Genomic DNA, 15,358 nt, shown 5'->3' on the forward strand with positions numbered 1-15,358 from the left:
GGCGTTGGACACGTCACCGGTGCCGGCCTCGCCCTTGGAGCGGATCATCGCCGCACCCTCGGTGATACGGCGCAGCGCCTCACCCAGGTTGGTCGCACCGCACACGAACGGCACGGTGAACGCCCACTTGTCGATGTGGTTGGAGTAGTCGGCCGGGGTCAGGACCTCGGACTCGTCGACGTAGTCCACGCCCAGGCTCTGCAGGATCTGCGCCTCGACGAAGTGACCGATGCGTGCCTTCGCCATGACCGGGATCGAGACGGCCGAGATGATGCCGTCGATCATGTCCGGATCGCTCATCCGCGAGACACCGCCCTGGGCGCGGATGTCGGCGGGAACGCGCTCGAGAGCCATCACGGCCACTGCGCCGGCGTCCTCGGCGATCTTCGCCTGCTCGGGGGTGACCACGTCCATGATCACGCCGCCCTTGAGCATTTCGGCCATTCCCCGCTTGACCCGGGCAGTGCCCTGTCCGACCTCGGGAACGGTCGCGCCGTTGTGACTCACTGATTTCTCCTCATGTCGCTGTCTCGGCGTGCCGCAGCCGATCCCCCTTCGGCGGACCCCGCGGCAGCGTGGGACCAGTCTAGGTCAGCCGGCGAAATGCCCTGGTACCAGGATCACTCGCCCTGGCCCGGTGTGACGCGTTCGATGATCTCGAAGTACGTCGGCGGCGACGCGTGGCCGCCCAGCCGCAACCACCGGACCAGTCGCCGTTCGGCGAGGGCTCGGGTGTCGCGTACCGCGTCGTTGTAGAACCGGCGGGCCATCATCACCCGCGTCTCGGCGTCGGCGAGCTCGATGACCAGCGCCGGAGACCGGCCGGAGGCGTCGGTGCGGGCCAGCGCCGACGACAGCGCGTTCTCGGCGTCTTCGCGTGCCTCGGGCGCTGCCCGTTCGGCGCGGTCGGCCAGTGCGGTCAGCTCGGAACCCGGCAGCTCCGCGGCGATGGCCCGCACGACGACGGCGCGCCGGTCGAGACCGGCGTAGAGGGACTGCCGGGCGAGGTCGACGCGCACGTTGAGGCGGTCGAGGCGATTGGCGGTGTGATAGGCCCAGCCGACGGCCAGCAGGACCGCGACGATCCCGAGGACGATCCAGGTCGCCATCAGTCCGACACCACCACCGGGCCGGCACCGACGGTCACGGTGTCGTAGACGCGGAGGATCTGGTCGGCCACGCGTGACCAGTCGTATTTGTCGGCGCGCACACGTCCCCGGGCGACGAGCTGCTCGCGCGCCTCGTCGTCGGAGAGCAGCGAGATGATGCCCGCCGCGAGCTGATCCGGCGAACCGGTGTCGACGAGCTTGCCCGCCCGGCCGTCGTCGAGGACGCGCCGGAAGGCGTTCAGCGAGCTGGCGATCACTGCGGCACCGGCGGCCATCGCCTCGACGAGGACGATGCCGAAGCTCTCGCCACCGAGGTTGGGGGCGCAGTAGACGTCGGCGGAGGCCAGGGCGCGCGCCTTGGTGGCGTCGTCGACCTGCCCCAGGAAGACGAGGTGGTCGGCGAGGGTTCCCGCACGCCGTCGCAGGGCGGCCTGGTTACCGCCGCCGACGACGAGCACGCGCACATCCGGGAACTTCTCCACCACGGACGGCAGCGCGCGCATCAGGATGTCGATGCCCTTGCGGGGTTCGTCGAAGCGGCCGAGGAACAGGATGGTGCCGCCGGGGTGCGGGTAGCCGTCGAGCGGCTTGGCGTTGGCGAAGCCGGCGACGTTGATGCCGTTGGGGATCTCCACGGCATCGGAGCCCAGCGACTCCATCTGCCAGCGCCGGGCCAGTTCGGAGACCGCGATCTTGCCGGCGATACGTTCGTGGTAGGGGCGCAGGATGCCCTGGAAAGCGCTGAGCCACAGTGACTTCGACGTCGCGGTGTGGAAGGTCGTGACGATCGGGCCGGAGGCCACCATCAACGAGAGCATCGAGATCGACGGCGAGTTGGGTTCGTGGACGTGCAGGACGTCGAAACCGTTCTCGGCGATCCAACGACGCAGTCGCAGATAGCCTTTCGGGCTGAAGTTCACCCGCGACACCGACCCGTTGTACGGGATGGCCAGCGACGGCCCGGCACGCACGACGTACTCGGGCAGTTCGGTGCGGCGCGACGCCGGGGCGAGGACGCTGACCTCGTGACCGCGGTCGATGAAGACGTGTGCGAGTTCGGTGACGTGCGCCTGCACACCGCCGGGGACGTCGAACGAATAAGGGCAGATCATCCCGATTCTCATGCAGCTCCCCCGGTTCCGTTCATCCGTGCCTTCTGCCGATCGGTCCAGTCGGCTTCCCAGAGCGGTTGCAGCATGTGCCAGTCGGCGGGATGTGCGGCGATGTTCGCGGCGAACGCGTCGGCGAGCGCCTGGGTCGCGGCCTCCACACCGCCGGAGACGTCGATCTCCTCGCCGACGCTCATCGACGAGTAGGGCGCCTCCTCGAACCAGTGGTGGGCCGGGAACAGGGCCGCGCCGGTCTCGATCGCCAGCCGCGCCGATCCGGCCGGCATCCGGGTGCGTTCACCGAAGAAGGTGACCGGTACGCCATGGCGGGCGAGGTCGCGCTCCCCCAGCAGGCAGACGATCCCACCGGCCCGCAGACGGTCGGCGAGCACCCCGAACGGCGGCTGCTCACCACCGCTGAGCGGGAAGATCTCGAACCCCAGCGACTCGCGGTACTCGACGAACCGGTTGAACAGCGACTCCGGCTTGAGCCGTTCGGCGACCGTCGCGAACTTCCCGTAGTGCTGGACCAGCCAGACGCCGGCCATGTCCCAGTTACCGGTGTGCGGCAGGGCGAGCACCACGCCCTTACCCCGCGACACGGCGGCGTCGAGTCGGGTGTGGTCGGCCTCGGGCAGGTTCCCGGTCGACGCCACGGTCGCTCGGTCCTGGGCGGGCAACCGGAAGGCCTCGCACCAGTACCGCGCATAGGAACGCACCGCATCTGCGACCAACTCGTCGGGCACGTCGGCGGGGTCGGCGACCCCGATCACCCGGGCCAGGTTGCGGCGCAACTGTTCCGGACCGCCGTTGCGGCGTCCGGCGACTCCTGCGGCGCGGTCGAACACGGTGCGGGCGGCACGCTCCGGCGCGTACCGCACCGCCGCCCAGCCGGCCCGGTACCCCAGGTCGGCGGCGAGTGCGGCGAGGTCGGTCATCGTGACTCGGCGGGCGGGGTCGGGCCGTCGGTGTCGGCGGGGCCGGAATCGGCAGACGCGGAATCGGCGGACTCGGGTTCTGCCTTCAGCGGGATCAGGTCGCGCGCACCCGGCGAGTTCGAGATCGACCACATGCGCTGGCCGACGGTGATCACACTGCCGACGGCGAGCAGCCACATGGCCACGTGGACCGCCCACGGCAGGCCGAGGCCGGTGAGGCCGGTACCGACGAGCACGATGATGAGCCGGTCGGGGCGCTCGATGAGGCCGCCGTCGCCGTAGAGGCCGCTCGCCTCGGCGCGGGCCTTCGCGTACGAGATCACCTGCGAGGTGACCAGGCAGATCAGGGTCGCGATCAGGAGCAGGCGGTGGGGTTCGGTGACGGTGCACCACCACACGAGACCGGCGAAGATCGCGCCGTCGGCGATGCGGTCACAGGTGGCGTCGAGCACCGCGCCGAAGCGCGTCCCGCCGCCGCGGGCGCGGGCCATCGCACCGTCGAGCATGTCGAACATGACGAACAGCCAGATGACCAGGGTGCCCACGAACAGGTGCCCCATCGGGAACAGCGTGAGCGCGGCCGCCACGCTCGCCACGGTCCCGATCACGGTCATGCTGTCCGGCGTGAGGCCGGTGCGCAGCAGCGCCCGCCCCATCGGCAACGTCACCTTCGAGACCGACGCCCGACCCAGAATGCTCAGCATCCGCGAGCTCCCCCCTCAGTCATCGAGACGCTGCCACGCCTCGGCGAGCAGTCCCCGGGTGTCGCGCAGCAGCTGCGGCATCACCTTGGTCTCGCCGACGATGGTGATGAAGTTCGCGTCGCCCATCCAGCGGGGCACGATGTGCTGGTGCAGGTGCTCCGACAACGAGCCGCCGGCGGCATAGCCCAGGTTGAGTCCCACGTTGAAGGCATTCGGATTCGAGACCGCCTTGATCGTGCGGATCATCCGCTGGGTGAACGCCATCAGCTCGGACGACTCGGCGGGCGTCAGATCCTCGAGGTCGGCGACCTGGCGGTACGGGACCACCATCGTGTGCCCGGGGTTGTACGGGTACAGGTTGAGCACCGCGTACACCGACTCGCCGCGCGCGACGATCAGCCCGTCCTCGTCGGACATCGTCGGGATGTCGAGGAAGGGGTGGCCGGTCTTGGCCGCCGGCTGCGGGTCGGCGATGTAGGTCATCCGGTGCGGACTCCACAGCCGCTCCAGACGATTCCCGACCCCGACGCCCTCGTCGCGGATCTCGCCGCGTGCCTCAGTCATCGACGGCCCCCACGGTGCCGAGCTTCGCCTCCAGGAGTTCCTTGGTCGGCGACTCGTTGCGCCTGCTGCCCACCCAGTCGGTGATGGCCGCGATCGCGGCACCCACCGGGACACCGTTGATCTGCGAACCGTCGCGGAACCGGAAGCTCACGGCGTGCGCCTCGACGTCGCGTTCGCCGGCGAGCAGCATGAACGGCACCTTGCCGGTGGTGTGGTTGCGGATCTTCTTCTGCATGCGGTCGTCGGAATGGTCGACCTCGGCGCGGACACCGGCGGCACGCAGCGCGTCGACGACACCCTGCAGGTGATCGGCGAATGCGTCGGCGACCGGGATGCCCATCACCTGGACCGGCGACAGCCAGGCCGGGAAGGCGCCCGCATAGTGCTCGGTGAGCACGCCGAAGAACCGCTCGATGGACCCGAACAGGGCGCGGTGGATCATCACCGGGCGCTGCTTGGTGCCGTCGGGGCCGGTGTACTCCAGTTCGAAGCGCTCCGGCAGGTTGAAGTCGAGCTGGATCGTCGACATCTGCCAGGTGCGGCCGAGCGCATCCCTGGCCTGCACCGAGATCTTCGGTCCGTAGAACGCGGCGCCGCCCGGATCGGGCACGAGGTCGAGGCCCGAGGCCTCGGCGACCTCGGCGAGCGTGTTGGTCGCCTCTTCCCACACCTCGTCGGAGCCGACGAACTTCTTCGGGTCCTTGGTCGACAGTTCGAGGTAGAAGTCGTCGAGGCCGTAGTCCTTGAGCAGGCCCAGGACGAAGTTGAGGATCGACGTCAGCTCGTCGCGCATCTGCTCGCGGGTGCAGTAGATGTGCGCATCGTCCTGCGTCATGCCGCGCACCCGGGTGAGGCCGTGGATCACGCCGGACTTCTCGTAGCGATAGACCGATCCGAACTCGAACATCCGTAGCGGCAGTTCACGATACGAACGCCCGCGGCCACGGAAGATCAGGTTGTGCATCGGGCAGTTCATCGGCTTCAGGTAGTAATCCTGGCCGGGCTTGCGCACCTCGCCGTTCTCGTCGATGTCGGCGTCGACGTGCATGGGCGGGAACATCCCGTCGCGGTACCAGTCGAGGTGACCGGAGACCTCGTAGAGGTGTCCCTTGGTGATGTGCGGCGTGTTGACGAACTCATACCCCGCGGCGACGTGGCGTGCCCGTGAATAGTCCTCCATCTCCTTGCGGATGATGCCGCCCTTGGGATGGAAGACCGGCAGGCCCGAGCCGAGTTCGTCGGGGAAACTGAACAGGTCGAGTTCGGCGCCGAGCTTGCGGTGGTCGCGCTTCTCCGCCTCGGCGAGCAGCTCGAGATGGGTGTCGAGGGCCTCCGCGGACTCCCACGCGGTGCCGTAGACGCGCTGGAGGTCGGCGTTGTCCTGGTCGCCGCGCCAGTAGGCGGCCGACGAGCGGGTCAGCTTGAACGCGGCGATGTACTTGGTGGTCGGCACGTGCGGGCCGCGGCACAGATCGCACCAGATGCGTTCGCCGGTACGCGGGTTGAGGTTGTCGTAGACGGACAGCTCGCCACCGCCGACCTCCATCACCTCGGCGTCGTCGGCGGCGCCCTTGTCGTCGATCAGCTCGAGCTTGAACGGCTCGTTCGCCAACTCGACGCGTGCCTCGTCCTTCGACTCGTAGACGCGGCGCGAGAAACGTTGACCGGACTTGATGATCTGCTTCATCTTCTTCTCGAGGGCCTTGAGGTCCTCGGGCGTGAAGGGTTCGGCGACATCGAAGTCGTAGTAGAAGCCGTCCTTGATGGGCGGGCCGATGCCCAGCTTGGCGTCGGGGAACAGGTCCTGGACCGCCTGCGCGAGCACATGCGCGCACGAGTGCCGGATGACGCTGCGTCCGGCCTCGGTGTTGGCCGCCACGGGCTCGACCTCGGCGTCCTCGGCGGGCGCCCAGGACAGGTCGCGCAGGTCGCCGGAGGCGTCGCGGACCACGACGATCGCCTCAGGGCCCTTGTTGGGCAGGTCGTGGTCACGGAGTGCGGTGCCCGCGGTAGTTCCAGCCGGCACACGGATCGTGGCTGGGCTGGTCACCTGGACGTCGTCGGGCACGGGACGCTCCTCGTATAGTTTCGGACACGCGAAGTACGCGTCCGGGCGGACGTTTGCGACTCCGATGGTATCCGCGTGTCATCCCGACCGGCCGTACCCCTCCTCTCCCGGCGCGCGGCGCGGCCCGGGAAAGCCGATCAGGAGAAGATGGGGCTGGCGAGCCACTGATAGTCGAGGTTCACCCAGCCGGCCGCCGTGTGCAGTGCTCCCAGGAGCCAGAGCGTTCCCACGACGATGACGAAGGTGCCGATCCAGAACACCGATTGCACCGACCAGTGCTGCCGGCCGATCCACTCCATCCAGGCGTCGTACTTCGCCCGGGCGAACTTGAGGAGCCGGTGAGCCCAGTCGAATTCCGACGCCAGGATCCCGAGGCCGAGGAAGACGATGAGCCAACCGGGCCCCGGGTACGGGATGGTGACGATGCCGCACAGCAACACGATCGTGCCGACGACGGCGACCGCGATGCGGTATACGCGATGCCAGCGCGGATTGGACCTCACCACGTACCGGCGATGACGCGCGCGGACCCGCAGGCGCTTCCACCACGACTCCGCCATGTTCCCCCTACATCGGACCCGTCAATGTCAAAAGTCGGGTCCAGGCTACCGAAGGCAGGCGTGTACGCCCGGGCACGCATTCCTACGCGCGGTACCGGAGCCCGTCCAGCAGCAGCGCGACCAGTCGGGTCGCGGTCTCGCTGTCGCTGCCGGGAAACGGGACACACAGGTTCGCGATCGCCCCGAGCAGGTCCAGCGGGGCGACTGCGACGTCCGCGCGAATCTCACCTGCGTTCGCCGCATTCTCCAGCAGCGCACCGAGCGCGGGCGCCGCGTGGGAATGGAAGTACTCCGGGAGGGACGAGTACGCGGGATCGCCCGAGTGCAGCGCGCTCGCGAGACCGCGTTTGGTCTGCAGGAACTCGCGGTACCTCTGCACCCACATCTCGAGGGCCTCCCCCGGCGCGTACTGCTCCGCGAGCGGACCCGCGGCGGCCACACACTCATCCAGTTCGTGACGGAAGACCGCGGCGACGAGGTCGGAGCGCAGCGGGAAGTGCCGGTACAGCGTCGCGGTTCCGACGCCGGCGCGTGCGGCGATCGACCGCACGCTGACATCCACTCCGTGAGCGGCGAACTCCTCTTTCGCCGCAGCCAGCAGGGCATCGACGTTGCGCTGGGCATCAGCACGGGGCATGGGCCTGTGTCCTCGCTGTCAGATCTCCGGGTTGATAAGTGGGACACTGTCCCATATCGTTAATCGGGACAACATTCCACTTCTATCGTCGCACAGCATCCCACCGGGTGCGGACAAGGAGAGCGACATGCAGCACCGCACGTTGGGTCGAACCGGAATCCAGGTCAGCCCGTATGCACTGGGCGCGATGATGTTCGGCCAGGCCGGCAACCCCGACCACGCGGACTCGATCCGCATCATCCACAAGGCACTCGACGCCGGCATCAACGTCATCGACACGGCCGACATGTATTCCGGTGGCGAGTCGGAGGAAATCGTCGGCAAGGCCATCAAGGGGCGCCGCGACGACCTGGTCATCGCGACCAAGTTCGGCCTGCCGATGGGCGACGACCCGAACCGGCGAGGCGGTTCCCGTCGATGGATCACGACCGCCGTCGAGAACTCCCTACGACGCCTGGGCACCGACCACATCGACCTCTATCAGATGCACCGCCCCGATCCGTCGACCGATCTCGGTGAGACCCTCTCCGCCCTCACCGATCTCGTCCGTGCCGGCAAGATCCGCGCCTTCGGCACCTCTGCCTTCCTCGCCTCCGACATGGTCGAAGCGCAGTGGTTGGCGCGCGAACGCGGCCTGGAGTCCCCGAGCACCGAGCAGCCGAACTACTCGATCCTCGACCGCGGGATCGAACGCGAGATCCTCCCCGTGGCAGAACAACACGGCATGGGGGTGCTGGTGTGGAGTCCCCTCGCCCAGGGGTTGCTCACCGGCCGCGTGCGCAAGGGCCAGCCCATCGACCTGCGACGGGCACAGCGGTTCACCCACCTCAGCGACGAACGCCGCATCGATGTCGTCGAACGGCTCATCTCGCTCGCCGAGCAGTCCGGCATCAAACTCACCCACCTGGCCATCGCCTTCACCATCGCCCATCCCGGCGTGACCTCGGCCATCCTCGGACCACGCACGATGGCCCACCTCGACGACTATCTCGCGGGTGCCGGCCTGGCGCTCGGCGACGACATCCTCGACGAGATCGACCGGATCGTCGAACCGGGCACCGATGTGGGACGACTCGACATGGCTTACGACCCGCCGGCACTCCACGATCCGGCACTTCGCCGACGCGCCGACGGCAATCGCGCCGCGTCTCCCGCGACGGCGGCCTGACGGACCACCGGCCCCTCAGGCGACCGCGACGACGTCCTCCGGGCCGAGCGACTCGTCAACGGGAGGTCGGCGATCCCGTTTCCGACGCCCGGCCAGCAGGGTCGCCACGACGGTCACTGCGAGCATCAACGGGTAACAGCCGGCGTAGAGGAGGACCAGTGCGTGGCCGACCGGGCCCGGGTCGGTTGCCCTCGGCATCATGAACAGCCCCAGCGAGATCGCGTGATCCGATGTCAGATACGGCCCGCTGTCCCACCAGTGCCGCCACCAGGTGAAGGTCAGCGCGACGACGCCGGCAGGCACGAGCCAGTACCACCAGGACCACCGCGAGCCGCCGTGACGCAGGGCGAGGTCGAAGGTCACCAGCAGCAACGGCACGCACCACACCCAGTGGTGCCCCCACGCGAACGGCGACACCGCACACATCGTCATCCCCACGATCGTCGCGGCCAGGAGCGCTTGCGACATCCGCCGGGCGACAACCGCGGCCCACAGACCGAGTACCGCGACCACCAGTGCCGCGGGGACCCACAACCACGACGGCGCCTCGAAGACCGGCCCACCCGGGCCGGGATGGGTGAACCGCCGGACATCGAGGTGCGCCAGCATCTGCGACCCGAATCCGCGGACCGACTGGTTGGCAGGCGAATCGGCACGGCCGATGCGGGCGGAGTCGAACAGGTGACGAGCCCAGTACGCCCGCGCATCCGACCCGATGACGAGAAACCCGATTGCAACCGTGCCACCGAAGGTGATGATCGCGGTGGCCGCCGCGCGCCACTGCCGGGTGAGGAGCAGGTAGATGACAGCGAACAGCGGCATCAGCTTGAGTCCGGCGGCGATCCCGATTGCGATCCCCCGCCACCGCGAGTCGGCGCGCAGGAACACCAGGTCGGTCAGGATCAGCGCCATGATCACGAGATTGACCTGGCCGAGCCAGATGGTGGTCCGCACGGGCTCGACTGCGGTCACCGCGACGGAGAACAGCACCGCGAACCCGGCCAGGCGGGCATCCCACCGGTAACCCAGGCTGCGCGTACCCAGCGCCACCACCGCGACGAGCACCGTGAAACCGATTGCCCACCAGACGATGTTGGCGACGCCGGCACCCAGGACGGCCAGCGGGACGAAAGCGATCGCCGCGAACGGCGGATACGTGAAGTGCAGGCGCCACAACACCGGCGCCTCGTAGAGGGGACGTGAGTCGAGCACGGTATCGGCACCCGCACGGTAGACGCGGACGTCGGTCGCATTCTCGAACAGCCCGTAGAACGGATTGGTGATCGGAAAAGCGGTGATGTGCCAGACGATCACGCCAAGCGCCGCGATCCCGGCCAGCACGAGCACCCACGTCGGGATGGGACGCGAGTGGACAGTCGGTGCCGGCACGCGGGCGAGATTACGCCCGAGCTGTGATCCAGGTCACGAGAAACGCCGGTGGGTTCACGAGTCGTTGCCGATTCGCATCGAAAAGCACCCAGCAAGCGAAAAGCCCCGCCGAAGTCATCGGCGGGGCTTTCCTCAGTGGTCCCGGCTGGGATCGAACCAGCGACCTTCCCGGTGTGAACGGGACGCTCTTCCACTGAGCCACGGGACCGTGTCGGGCGCCTGAAGTCTGTGACAGGGGCGCCTGCGCACGAGCCAGAAGATTACACGGCTTGCCCAGAGTTCCCAAATCACGGACGTGCCCCACGTCACAGCACCCGGAATCGGCGGCCTCCGGTAATCACACGCTGGGAATTCGCCGTTCCGCAACCCCCTGACCTGCCGATTTGTAAAGTTCGGAATCGATCGCGTAAGTTTCTCTTCGCACCGCGAGCAGCAAGATCCACAAGATCGCTCGTGGGCATGCGGATGTAGCGCAGCTGGTAGCGCATCACCTTGCCAAGGTGAGGGTCGCGGGTTCGAATCCCGTCATCCGCTCGGCGCGAGTCGACCTCGCATCTGGTGGTGTGGCCGAGTGGTGAGGCAACGGCCTGCAAAGCCGTGTACACGGGTTCGATTCCCGTCGCCACCTCCACGCATCACAACTCAACACAGTCCCGCGCGATTAGCTCAGTGGGAGAGCGCTTCCCTGACACGGAAGAGGTCACAAGTTCAATCCTTGTATCGCGCACCACGAGAGAAGTCAGCCCCGGTCCCCGACCGGGGCTTTCTCTTGGCCACGCGAGCAGCAGCATCGCTCGCGGCACGCGGATGTAGCGCAGCTGGTAGCGCATCACCTTGCCAAGGTGAGGGTCGCGGGTTCGAATCCCGTCATCCGCTCGCAGAACGGAAAGCCCCGGTCCCCCAGACCGGGGCTTTTCTGTGCCTTCCCCGAGCCTGTTGGCGGCAAATCCGTGCCAGGTGATCCAGATCTCAGAATTGGACATTTGACCCGTCCCTAGCGTCCGGAACCGGGTCGGGCTGGAAGGAACAGGTGAGGTAATGATCAAACGGGCAATGGTGACCGGGTTGGCGTCAGTCGCCGCCGCGGGACTCGCATTCTCCATCGCACCCGGTGTCGCGCAGGCAGCCGACAACGGTCAGCGAACGGGTCCCGTCCAGTTCTGGGCGGAGAACCTCGGCAACTGCAAGGTGAAGTTCACCCTGACGAACGAAACCAACATCACGTCCTACACGCTCGACTGGCGCATCGACGACGAGCCTCTGCGCGACGTCGACTACGCCGACTTCCAGGTCGGCCGGACCGGTGGGATGCACACGACCGTCGAGGACTACCCGAGGTGGCCGGATGACGAAGGCTCCATGGGTGCGAACGCCCCGGACAACATCTGGATGGTGAAAGACCGTCCCGTGTCGACCGTCAGTTACATCAAAGATCTGAAGAACCTCAACGACTCCCCCTACAACCCACCGCTGCCGAATCCGGAGGCCGCGACGCATGACGTCGCCTACCGAATGGTCCTCGGCCCGCCCGGAAATCTCGGTGACGGCGGCCCCGAGTGGCTCGGAGACCGCAACTGGCATCACGTGACCGTGACCGGCTGCGCCGGCGGTGGCGGCGGTGGCGGCGGTGGCGGCGGCTCACTCGACGGCCTGTTCGGTTCCAGCTGAGTCAATCGCAAGGTTCGCGGGGCCGGAATCAGGTGACTTTCGGCCCCGCGATCGGGGCGCCCAGCGGTCTTAGTCTGGGAATGTGCCCGCGATCGAGATCCAGGAGCTGGCCAAGTCGTTCGGCCATGTCAGGGCCCTCGACGGGTTCGACCTGACCGTCGCCGGGGGCGAGGTCCACGGCTTCCTGGGACCCAACGGCGCGGGCAAGACCACCACCATCCGGGTTCTGCTCGGGTTGCTGCGAGGAGACTCGGGCGTTGTCCGCGTTCTGGGTCGAGATCCCTGGCGCGACAACGTGAATCTGCACGGACGGATCGCGTATGTGCCCGGCGAGGTGAATCTCTGGCCGGGTGTCACCGGCGGTGAGATCATCGATCTGCTGTGCAACCTCCGCGGAGACCGCGATCGACGTCGTCGTGACGAGTTGATCGAGCGTTTCGAACTCGACCCGCGCAAGAAGTCGCGCACCTACTCCAAGGGCAATCGGCAAAAGGTCGCGCTGATCGCGGCCCTGGCCTCCGATGCCGAACTCCTACTTCTCGACGAGCCGACCTCCGGCCTCGATCCGCTGAAAGAGGCCGAGTTCCAGCGGTGCATCGAGGACGAACGCCGCAGCGGGCGCACTGTTCTCCTGTCGAGTCACATCCTGGCCCAGGTCGAGGCGCTCTGCGACCGGGTCACCCTCATCCGCGCGGGCCGGACAGTGGACAGCGGGTCGTTGTCCGACCTGCGTCATCTCGGCCGCCTCGAGGTCAGTGCCGAGACCGCCCACGATCCCGCCGCCCTCGACGGCGTCCCGGGTGTACACGACCTGATCCGCGACGGACACCGCATCCGCTGCACCGTCGACGCCGCCGCCCTCGACACCGTGGTCCGCGAACTCGCCACCCTCGGCGTCCGCGATCTGGCCAGCGCCCCACCGACTCTGGAGGACATCTTCCTCCGACACTACGGCGACTGAGGTCTGCGGAGACTTCCGATGGCGGACATCGAGACGGTGCAGATCGCGGAGCCGACCTCGGCGAGAAGTGCCGGCCGGAGTGCCGACGCCACGGGTCTGTGCACACTCCTGAGGTTCTACCTCCGGCGCGAACGGGTCGCCCTCATCGCGTGGATCGGCGGAACCGCCGCGCTGGTGGGATTCCAGGCCGTCGCCAGTCAGAACCTCTACGACACCCCGGCGAAGCTCGCGGCGCTGCGCGAGACCATCGGCGGGAGTCCGGCGGTCATCGCGCTCAGCGGACCCGAAGAGCTGCTCGCCACCATCGGCGGCGAGGCGGTGTTCGAGATATTCGGCTATGCCGCAATCGTTCTCGGTCTCATGTCGATGTTCCTCGTGGGTCGCCACACCCGCACCGACGAAGAGAACGGACGCGCCGAACTCCTACGGTCGACGCGAGTCGGCCGCGATGCCCCGGTCGCCACAGCCCTCGCCCTCGCGACCGTCGCGAACCTCACCGCCGGCATCGCCGTCGCGGTCACCGCCACCGCCACCGGTCTTCCGCTCGGGGGCTCGATCCTCTTCGGTGCGGCGCTGGCCGGGGTGGGTCTCACGTTCGCGACGCTCACCGCGCTCGCCGCCCAGATCTTCGAGAACCCGCGTAGCGTCTACGGATCCATCACCGCCATGCTCGGGTTGGCGTACGTCCTCCGCGCAGTGGGCGATGTGGGTAACGGGTTCGCGTCGTGGCTCTCCCCCATCGGCTGGGGCCTGCGCACATTCCCGTACGTCGACGACACCTGGTGGCCGCTTCTGATGCCGCTCGTGGCGTCTCTGCTCACCGTCGCAGTGGCGGTGGCCGTCTCCGAACACCGCGACTTCGGCGCGGGGATCTTCGGCAACCGCGCCGGGCGCGCGGAGGCGTCATGGCTCCTGACCTCGACGACGGGACTCGCCTGGCGGCTGCACCGCGGGTCGACAGTCGCCTGGGCCACCGGGGTTTTCGTGCTGTCGGCGGCATACGGATCGTTCGGGAACGCGATCACCGACTTCATCGAGGACAACCCGCAGATCGCGGAGTTCCTGCCCGGCGGCGCCGAAGACGCCGTGGACGCGTACCTCGCGCTGACCCTCACGATCGCCGCTCTTCTGTCAGCCGGGTACGGCGTCAACAGCGCGTTGCGGGCCCGACGCGAGGAGACCGCCGAACTGGCCGAGTCGGTCGTGGCAGCGAACACCAACCGGCTGTCCTGGTTCGGCGGCCACGTCGCGATGGCACTCGGCGGCACTGCGATCGTCCTGGCCGCGGGTGCGATCGGCGAGGGTCTCACCTACGGATTGACCGTCGACGATCTCGGGCAGGTCCCGCGTCTGCTCGCCGCGGCGACGGTGTACGTCCCCGCGGTCTGGTTGATCGTCTCGGTCGCAGTGGCCTGCGTCGGGTCACTACCCAGGGCCGCCGCGGCCATCGCCTGGACGTACTTCGCGTACTGCCTGGTCGCCGAGATCCTCGCCGAATCGTTCGACCTGCCGGAGTGGACGCGCGCGGCGTCACCGTTCCAGCATCTCCCGCAGGCCCCGCTCGACGCCGTGACGGCGGGTGGCATCCTCACCGTCACGGCTCTCGCCGCTGTCGCGCCGGCGGTCGGCTTCGTCGGACTGGCCCGTCGCGACCTGGGGTAGACGCTGCTCCGGCCTCCTACTTGCGCAGGTCCTTGCGGAGGATCTTGCCCGACGCCGACTTCGGGATCGCATCGATGAACTCCACCGCACGAACCTTCTTGTGCGGGGCCACCTTCGACGCCACGAACTCCATCACCTCGTCCTCGGTCAGCTCGGCCTCGGGCTGCTTGACGACGAACGCCTTGGGGATCTCCTCCCCCGACTCCGCATCGATCACACCGATGACCGCCGAGTCGGCGATCTTGTCATGCGTCAACAGCAACGCCTCCAACTCCGCCGGCGGCACCTGGTAGCCCTTGTACTTGATGAGCTCCTTCAACCGATCCACGATGTAGACACAACCGGTCGGGTCGACCTGCGCCATGTCGCCGGTGTGCAGAAAGCCGTCGGCGTCGATGGTGTCGGCGGTCGCCTGCTCGTTGTTGAGGTAGCCGGGCATCACGTTCGGCCCCTTCACCCACAGCTCACCCGGCTCCGAGAGCCCTTCCTGCGGAAGCGAGATGTCCTCACCGGTGGCGGGATCGACGACCTTGTTCACCGTGTTCGGCACCGGCCAGCCCGTCGACGACAACGGCGGGTCCTCACGTCCCAGCGCGGCCTGGGTGTCGAACGGGATGATGTGCGACACCGGGGACAGCTCACTCATGCCGTAGCCCTGCAGCATGTGCAGATCCAGCCGCTTGGCGACGGCCTGACCGAGCTCGTCGTCGAGCGGCGCCGCACCCGACATCATCGTGTGCAGCGAGGACAGGTCATAGTTGTCCACGATCGGATGCTTGGCCAGCGCCACCGCGACCGGCGGCGCGATGTAGGCCATCGTC

15 protein-coding genes and 5 tRNA genes are annotated in these 15,358 nt (G+C 67.9%); 8 read left to right on the forward strand and 12 right to left on the reverse strand.

Features of this window, described 5'->3' with window-relative positions; all coding sequences use genetic code 11:
* The 9 genes from OK17_RS09280 to OK17_RS09320 form a co-directional block, all read right to left on the reverse strand.
* The coding region (locus OK17_RS09280; protein ID WP_461417279.1) for a beta/alpha barrel domain-containing protein at positions 1–507 on the reverse strand (507 nt) is incomplete at its 3' end.
* Between the two features lie 113 nt (positions 508–620).
* Positions 621–1,109 (reverse strand): LemA family protein, encoded by a 489-nt coding sequence (locus OK17_RS09285; RefSeq protein WP_006866376.1) that lies wholly within the window; start codon positions 1,107–1,109, stop codon positions 621–623.
* Positions 1,109–2,233 carry a glycosyltransferase family 4 protein gene (locus tag OK17_RS09290; RefSeq protein WP_232719389.1) on the reverse strand — a complete coding sequence of 375 codons (1,125 nt, stop codon included), beginning with the start codon at positions 2,231–2,233 and terminating at the stop codon, positions 1,109–1,111. Before OK17_RS09290 ends, OK17_RS09285 begins: the two co-directional genes overlap by 1 nt.
* A complete protein-coding gene (locus OK17_RS09295) occupies positions 2,230–3,156 on the reverse strand; it encodes a phosphatidylinositol mannoside acyltransferase (protein WP_461417280.1) in 927 nt (308 codons plus the stop codon). The genes OK17_RS09290 and OK17_RS09295 overlap by 4 nt, the downstream gene beginning before the upstream one ends.
* Positions 3,153–3,860 carry a phosphatidylinositol phosphate synthase gene (gene pgsA, locus OK17_RS09300; protein ID WP_232719391.1) on the reverse strand — a complete coding sequence of 236 codons (708 nt, stop codon included), beginning with the start codon at positions 3,858–3,860 and terminating at the stop codon, positions 3,153–3,155. The genes OK17_RS09295 and pgsA overlap by 4 nt, the downstream gene beginning before the upstream one ends.
* Positions 3,861–3,875: 15 nt before the next feature.
* Positions 3,876–4,424: an ATP adenylyltransferase gene (locus tag OK17_RS09305; protein ID WP_461417281.1), complete on the reverse strand. Its 549-nt coding sequence runs from the start codon at positions 4,422–4,424 to the stop codon at positions 3,876–3,878.
* Positions 4,417–6,492, reverse strand: coding sequence for a threonine--tRNA ligase (gene thrS, locus OK17_RS09310; protein WP_461417282.1), 2,076 nt, complete (start codon positions 6,490–6,492; stop codon positions 4,417–4,419). Before thrS ends, OK17_RS09305 begins: the two co-directional genes overlap by 8 nt.
* Before the next feature lie 137 nt (positions 6,493–6,629).
* Complete coding sequence (locus OK17_RS09315; RefSeq protein ID WP_461417283.1) at positions 6,630–7,052, reverse strand: TIGR02611 family protein; 423 nt, start codon at positions 7,050–7,052, stop codon at positions 6,630–6,632.
* An 82-nt stretch (positions 7,053–7,134) separates the two neighbouring features.
* Positions 7,135–7,689 carry a TetR/AcrR family transcriptional regulator gene (locus OK17_RS09320; protein ID WP_232719395.1) on the reverse strand — a complete coding sequence of 185 codons (555 nt, stop codon included), beginning with the start codon at positions 7,687–7,689 and terminating at the stop codon, positions 7,135–7,137.
* 127 nt (positions 7,690–7,816) lie between these two features.
* Here OK17_RS09320 and OK17_RS09325 point away from each other — a divergent pair, with 127 nt between their 5' ends.
* Entirely contained in the window at positions 7,817–8,857 is a 1,041-nt protein-coding gene (locus OK17_RS09325) for an aldo/keto reductase (protein ID WP_461417284.1), read from the forward strand.
* Positions 8,858–8,872: 15 nt separating this feature from the next.
* Here the strand turns inward: OK17_RS09325 and OK17_RS09330 are convergent, their stop codons facing one another.
* On the reverse strand, positions 8,873–10,246 hold the full coding sequence (locus OK17_RS09330) for a glycosyltransferase 87 family protein (RefSeq protein WP_461417285.1): 1,374 nt from the start codon (positions 10,244–10,246) through the stop codon (positions 8,873–8,875).
* A gap of 136 nt (positions 10,247–10,382) precedes the next feature.
* Positions 10,383–10,454, reverse strand: a tRNA-Val gene (locus OK17_RS09335).
* Between the two features lie 253 nt (positions 10,455–10,707).
* Between OK17_RS09335 and OK17_RS09340 the strand changes: the two genes are divergently transcribed.
* From OK17_RS09340 to OK17_RS09370, 7 genes are all read left to right on the forward strand, one after another.
* Positions 10,708–10,780 (forward strand) — tRNA-Gly (locus tag OK17_RS09340).
* Positions 10,781–10,803: 23 nt separating this feature from the next.
* Positions 10,804–10,877 (forward strand) — tRNA-Cys (locus tag OK17_RS09345).
* 24 nt (positions 10,878–10,901) lie between these two features.
* Positions 10,902–10,976 (forward strand) — tRNA-Val (locus OK17_RS09350).
* A gap of 73 nt (positions 10,977–11,049) precedes the next feature.
* A tRNA-Gly gene (locus OK17_RS09355) sits at positions 11,050–11,122 on the forward strand.
* A gap of 162 nt (positions 11,123–11,284) precedes the next feature.
* Positions 11,285–11,914, forward strand: a complete 630-nt coding sequence (locus OK17_RS09360) for a hypothetical protein (RefSeq protein ID WP_461417286.1) — start codon at positions 11,285–11,287, stop codon at positions 11,912–11,914.
* An 82-nt stretch (positions 11,915–11,996) separates the two neighbouring features.
* Positions 11,997–12,875, forward strand: a complete 879-nt coding sequence (locus tag OK17_RS09365; RefSeq protein ID WP_232719399.1) for an ABC transporter ATP-binding protein — start codon at positions 11,997–11,999, stop codon at positions 12,873–12,875.
* Positions 12,876–12,893: 18 nt separating this feature from the next.
* On the forward strand, positions 12,894–14,537 hold the full coding sequence (locus OK17_RS09370; RefSeq protein WP_461417287.1) for an ABC transporter permease: 1,644 nt from the start codon (positions 12,894–12,896) through the stop codon (positions 14,535–14,537).
* 16 nt (positions 14,538–14,553) lie between these two features.
* On the opposite strand, the gene OK17_RS09375 is transcribed toward OK17_RS09370, so the two are convergent.
* Positions 14,554–15,358: AMP-binding protein (locus OK17_RS09375; protein ID WP_461417288.1), on the reverse strand; the 805-nt coding region annotated here is incomplete at its 5' end.

The sequence above is a fragment of the Gordonia sp. GN26 genome (assembly GCF_054823965.1).

What these genes read in the sequence shown, in the direction of transcription:
- OK17_RS09290 (WP_232719389.1), bottom strand. Translation starts at nt 2,233, where the DNA reads ATGAGAATCGGGATGATCTGCCCTTATTCGTTCGACGTCCCCGGCGGT.
- OK17_RS09320 (WP_232719395.1), bottom strand. Translation starts at nt 7,689, where the DNA reads ATGCCCCGTGCTGATGCCCAGCGCAACGTCGATGCCCTGCTGGCTGCG.
- OK17_RS09305 (WP_461417281.1), bottom strand. Translation starts at nt 4,424, where the DNA reads ATGACTGAGGCACGCGGCGAGATCCGCGACGAGGGCGTCGGGGTCGGG.
- OK17_RS09315 (WP_461417283.1), bottom strand. Translation starts at nt 7,052, where the DNA reads ATGGCGGAGTCGTGGTGGAAGCGCCTGCGGGTCCGCGCGCGTCATCGC.
- OK17_RS09370 (WP_461417287.1), top strand. Translation starts at nt 12,894, where the DNA reads ATGGCGGACATCGAGACGGTGCAGATCGCGGAGCCGACCTCGGCGAGA.
- OK17_RS09285 (WP_006866376.1), bottom strand. Translation starts at nt 1,109, where the DNA reads ATGGCGACCTGGATCGTCCTCGGGATCGTCGCGGTCCTGCTGGCCGTC.
- OK17_RS09295 (WP_461417280.1), bottom strand. Translation starts at nt 3,156, where the DNA reads ATGACCGACCTCGCCGCACTCGCCGCCGACCTGGGGTACCGGGCCGGC.
- pgsA (WP_232719391.1), bottom strand. Translation starts at nt 3,860, where the DNA reads ATGCTGAGCATTCTGGGTCGGGCGTCGGTCTCGAAGGTGACGTTGCCG.
- OK17_RS09325 (WP_461417284.1), top strand. Translation starts at nt 7,817, where the DNA reads ATGCAGCACCGCACGTTGGGTCGAACCGGAATCCAGGTCAGCCCGTAT.
- OK17_RS09360 (WP_461417286.1), top strand. Translation starts at nt 11,285, where the DNA reads ATGATCAAACGGGCAATGGTGACCGGGTTGGCGTCAGTCGCCGCCGCG.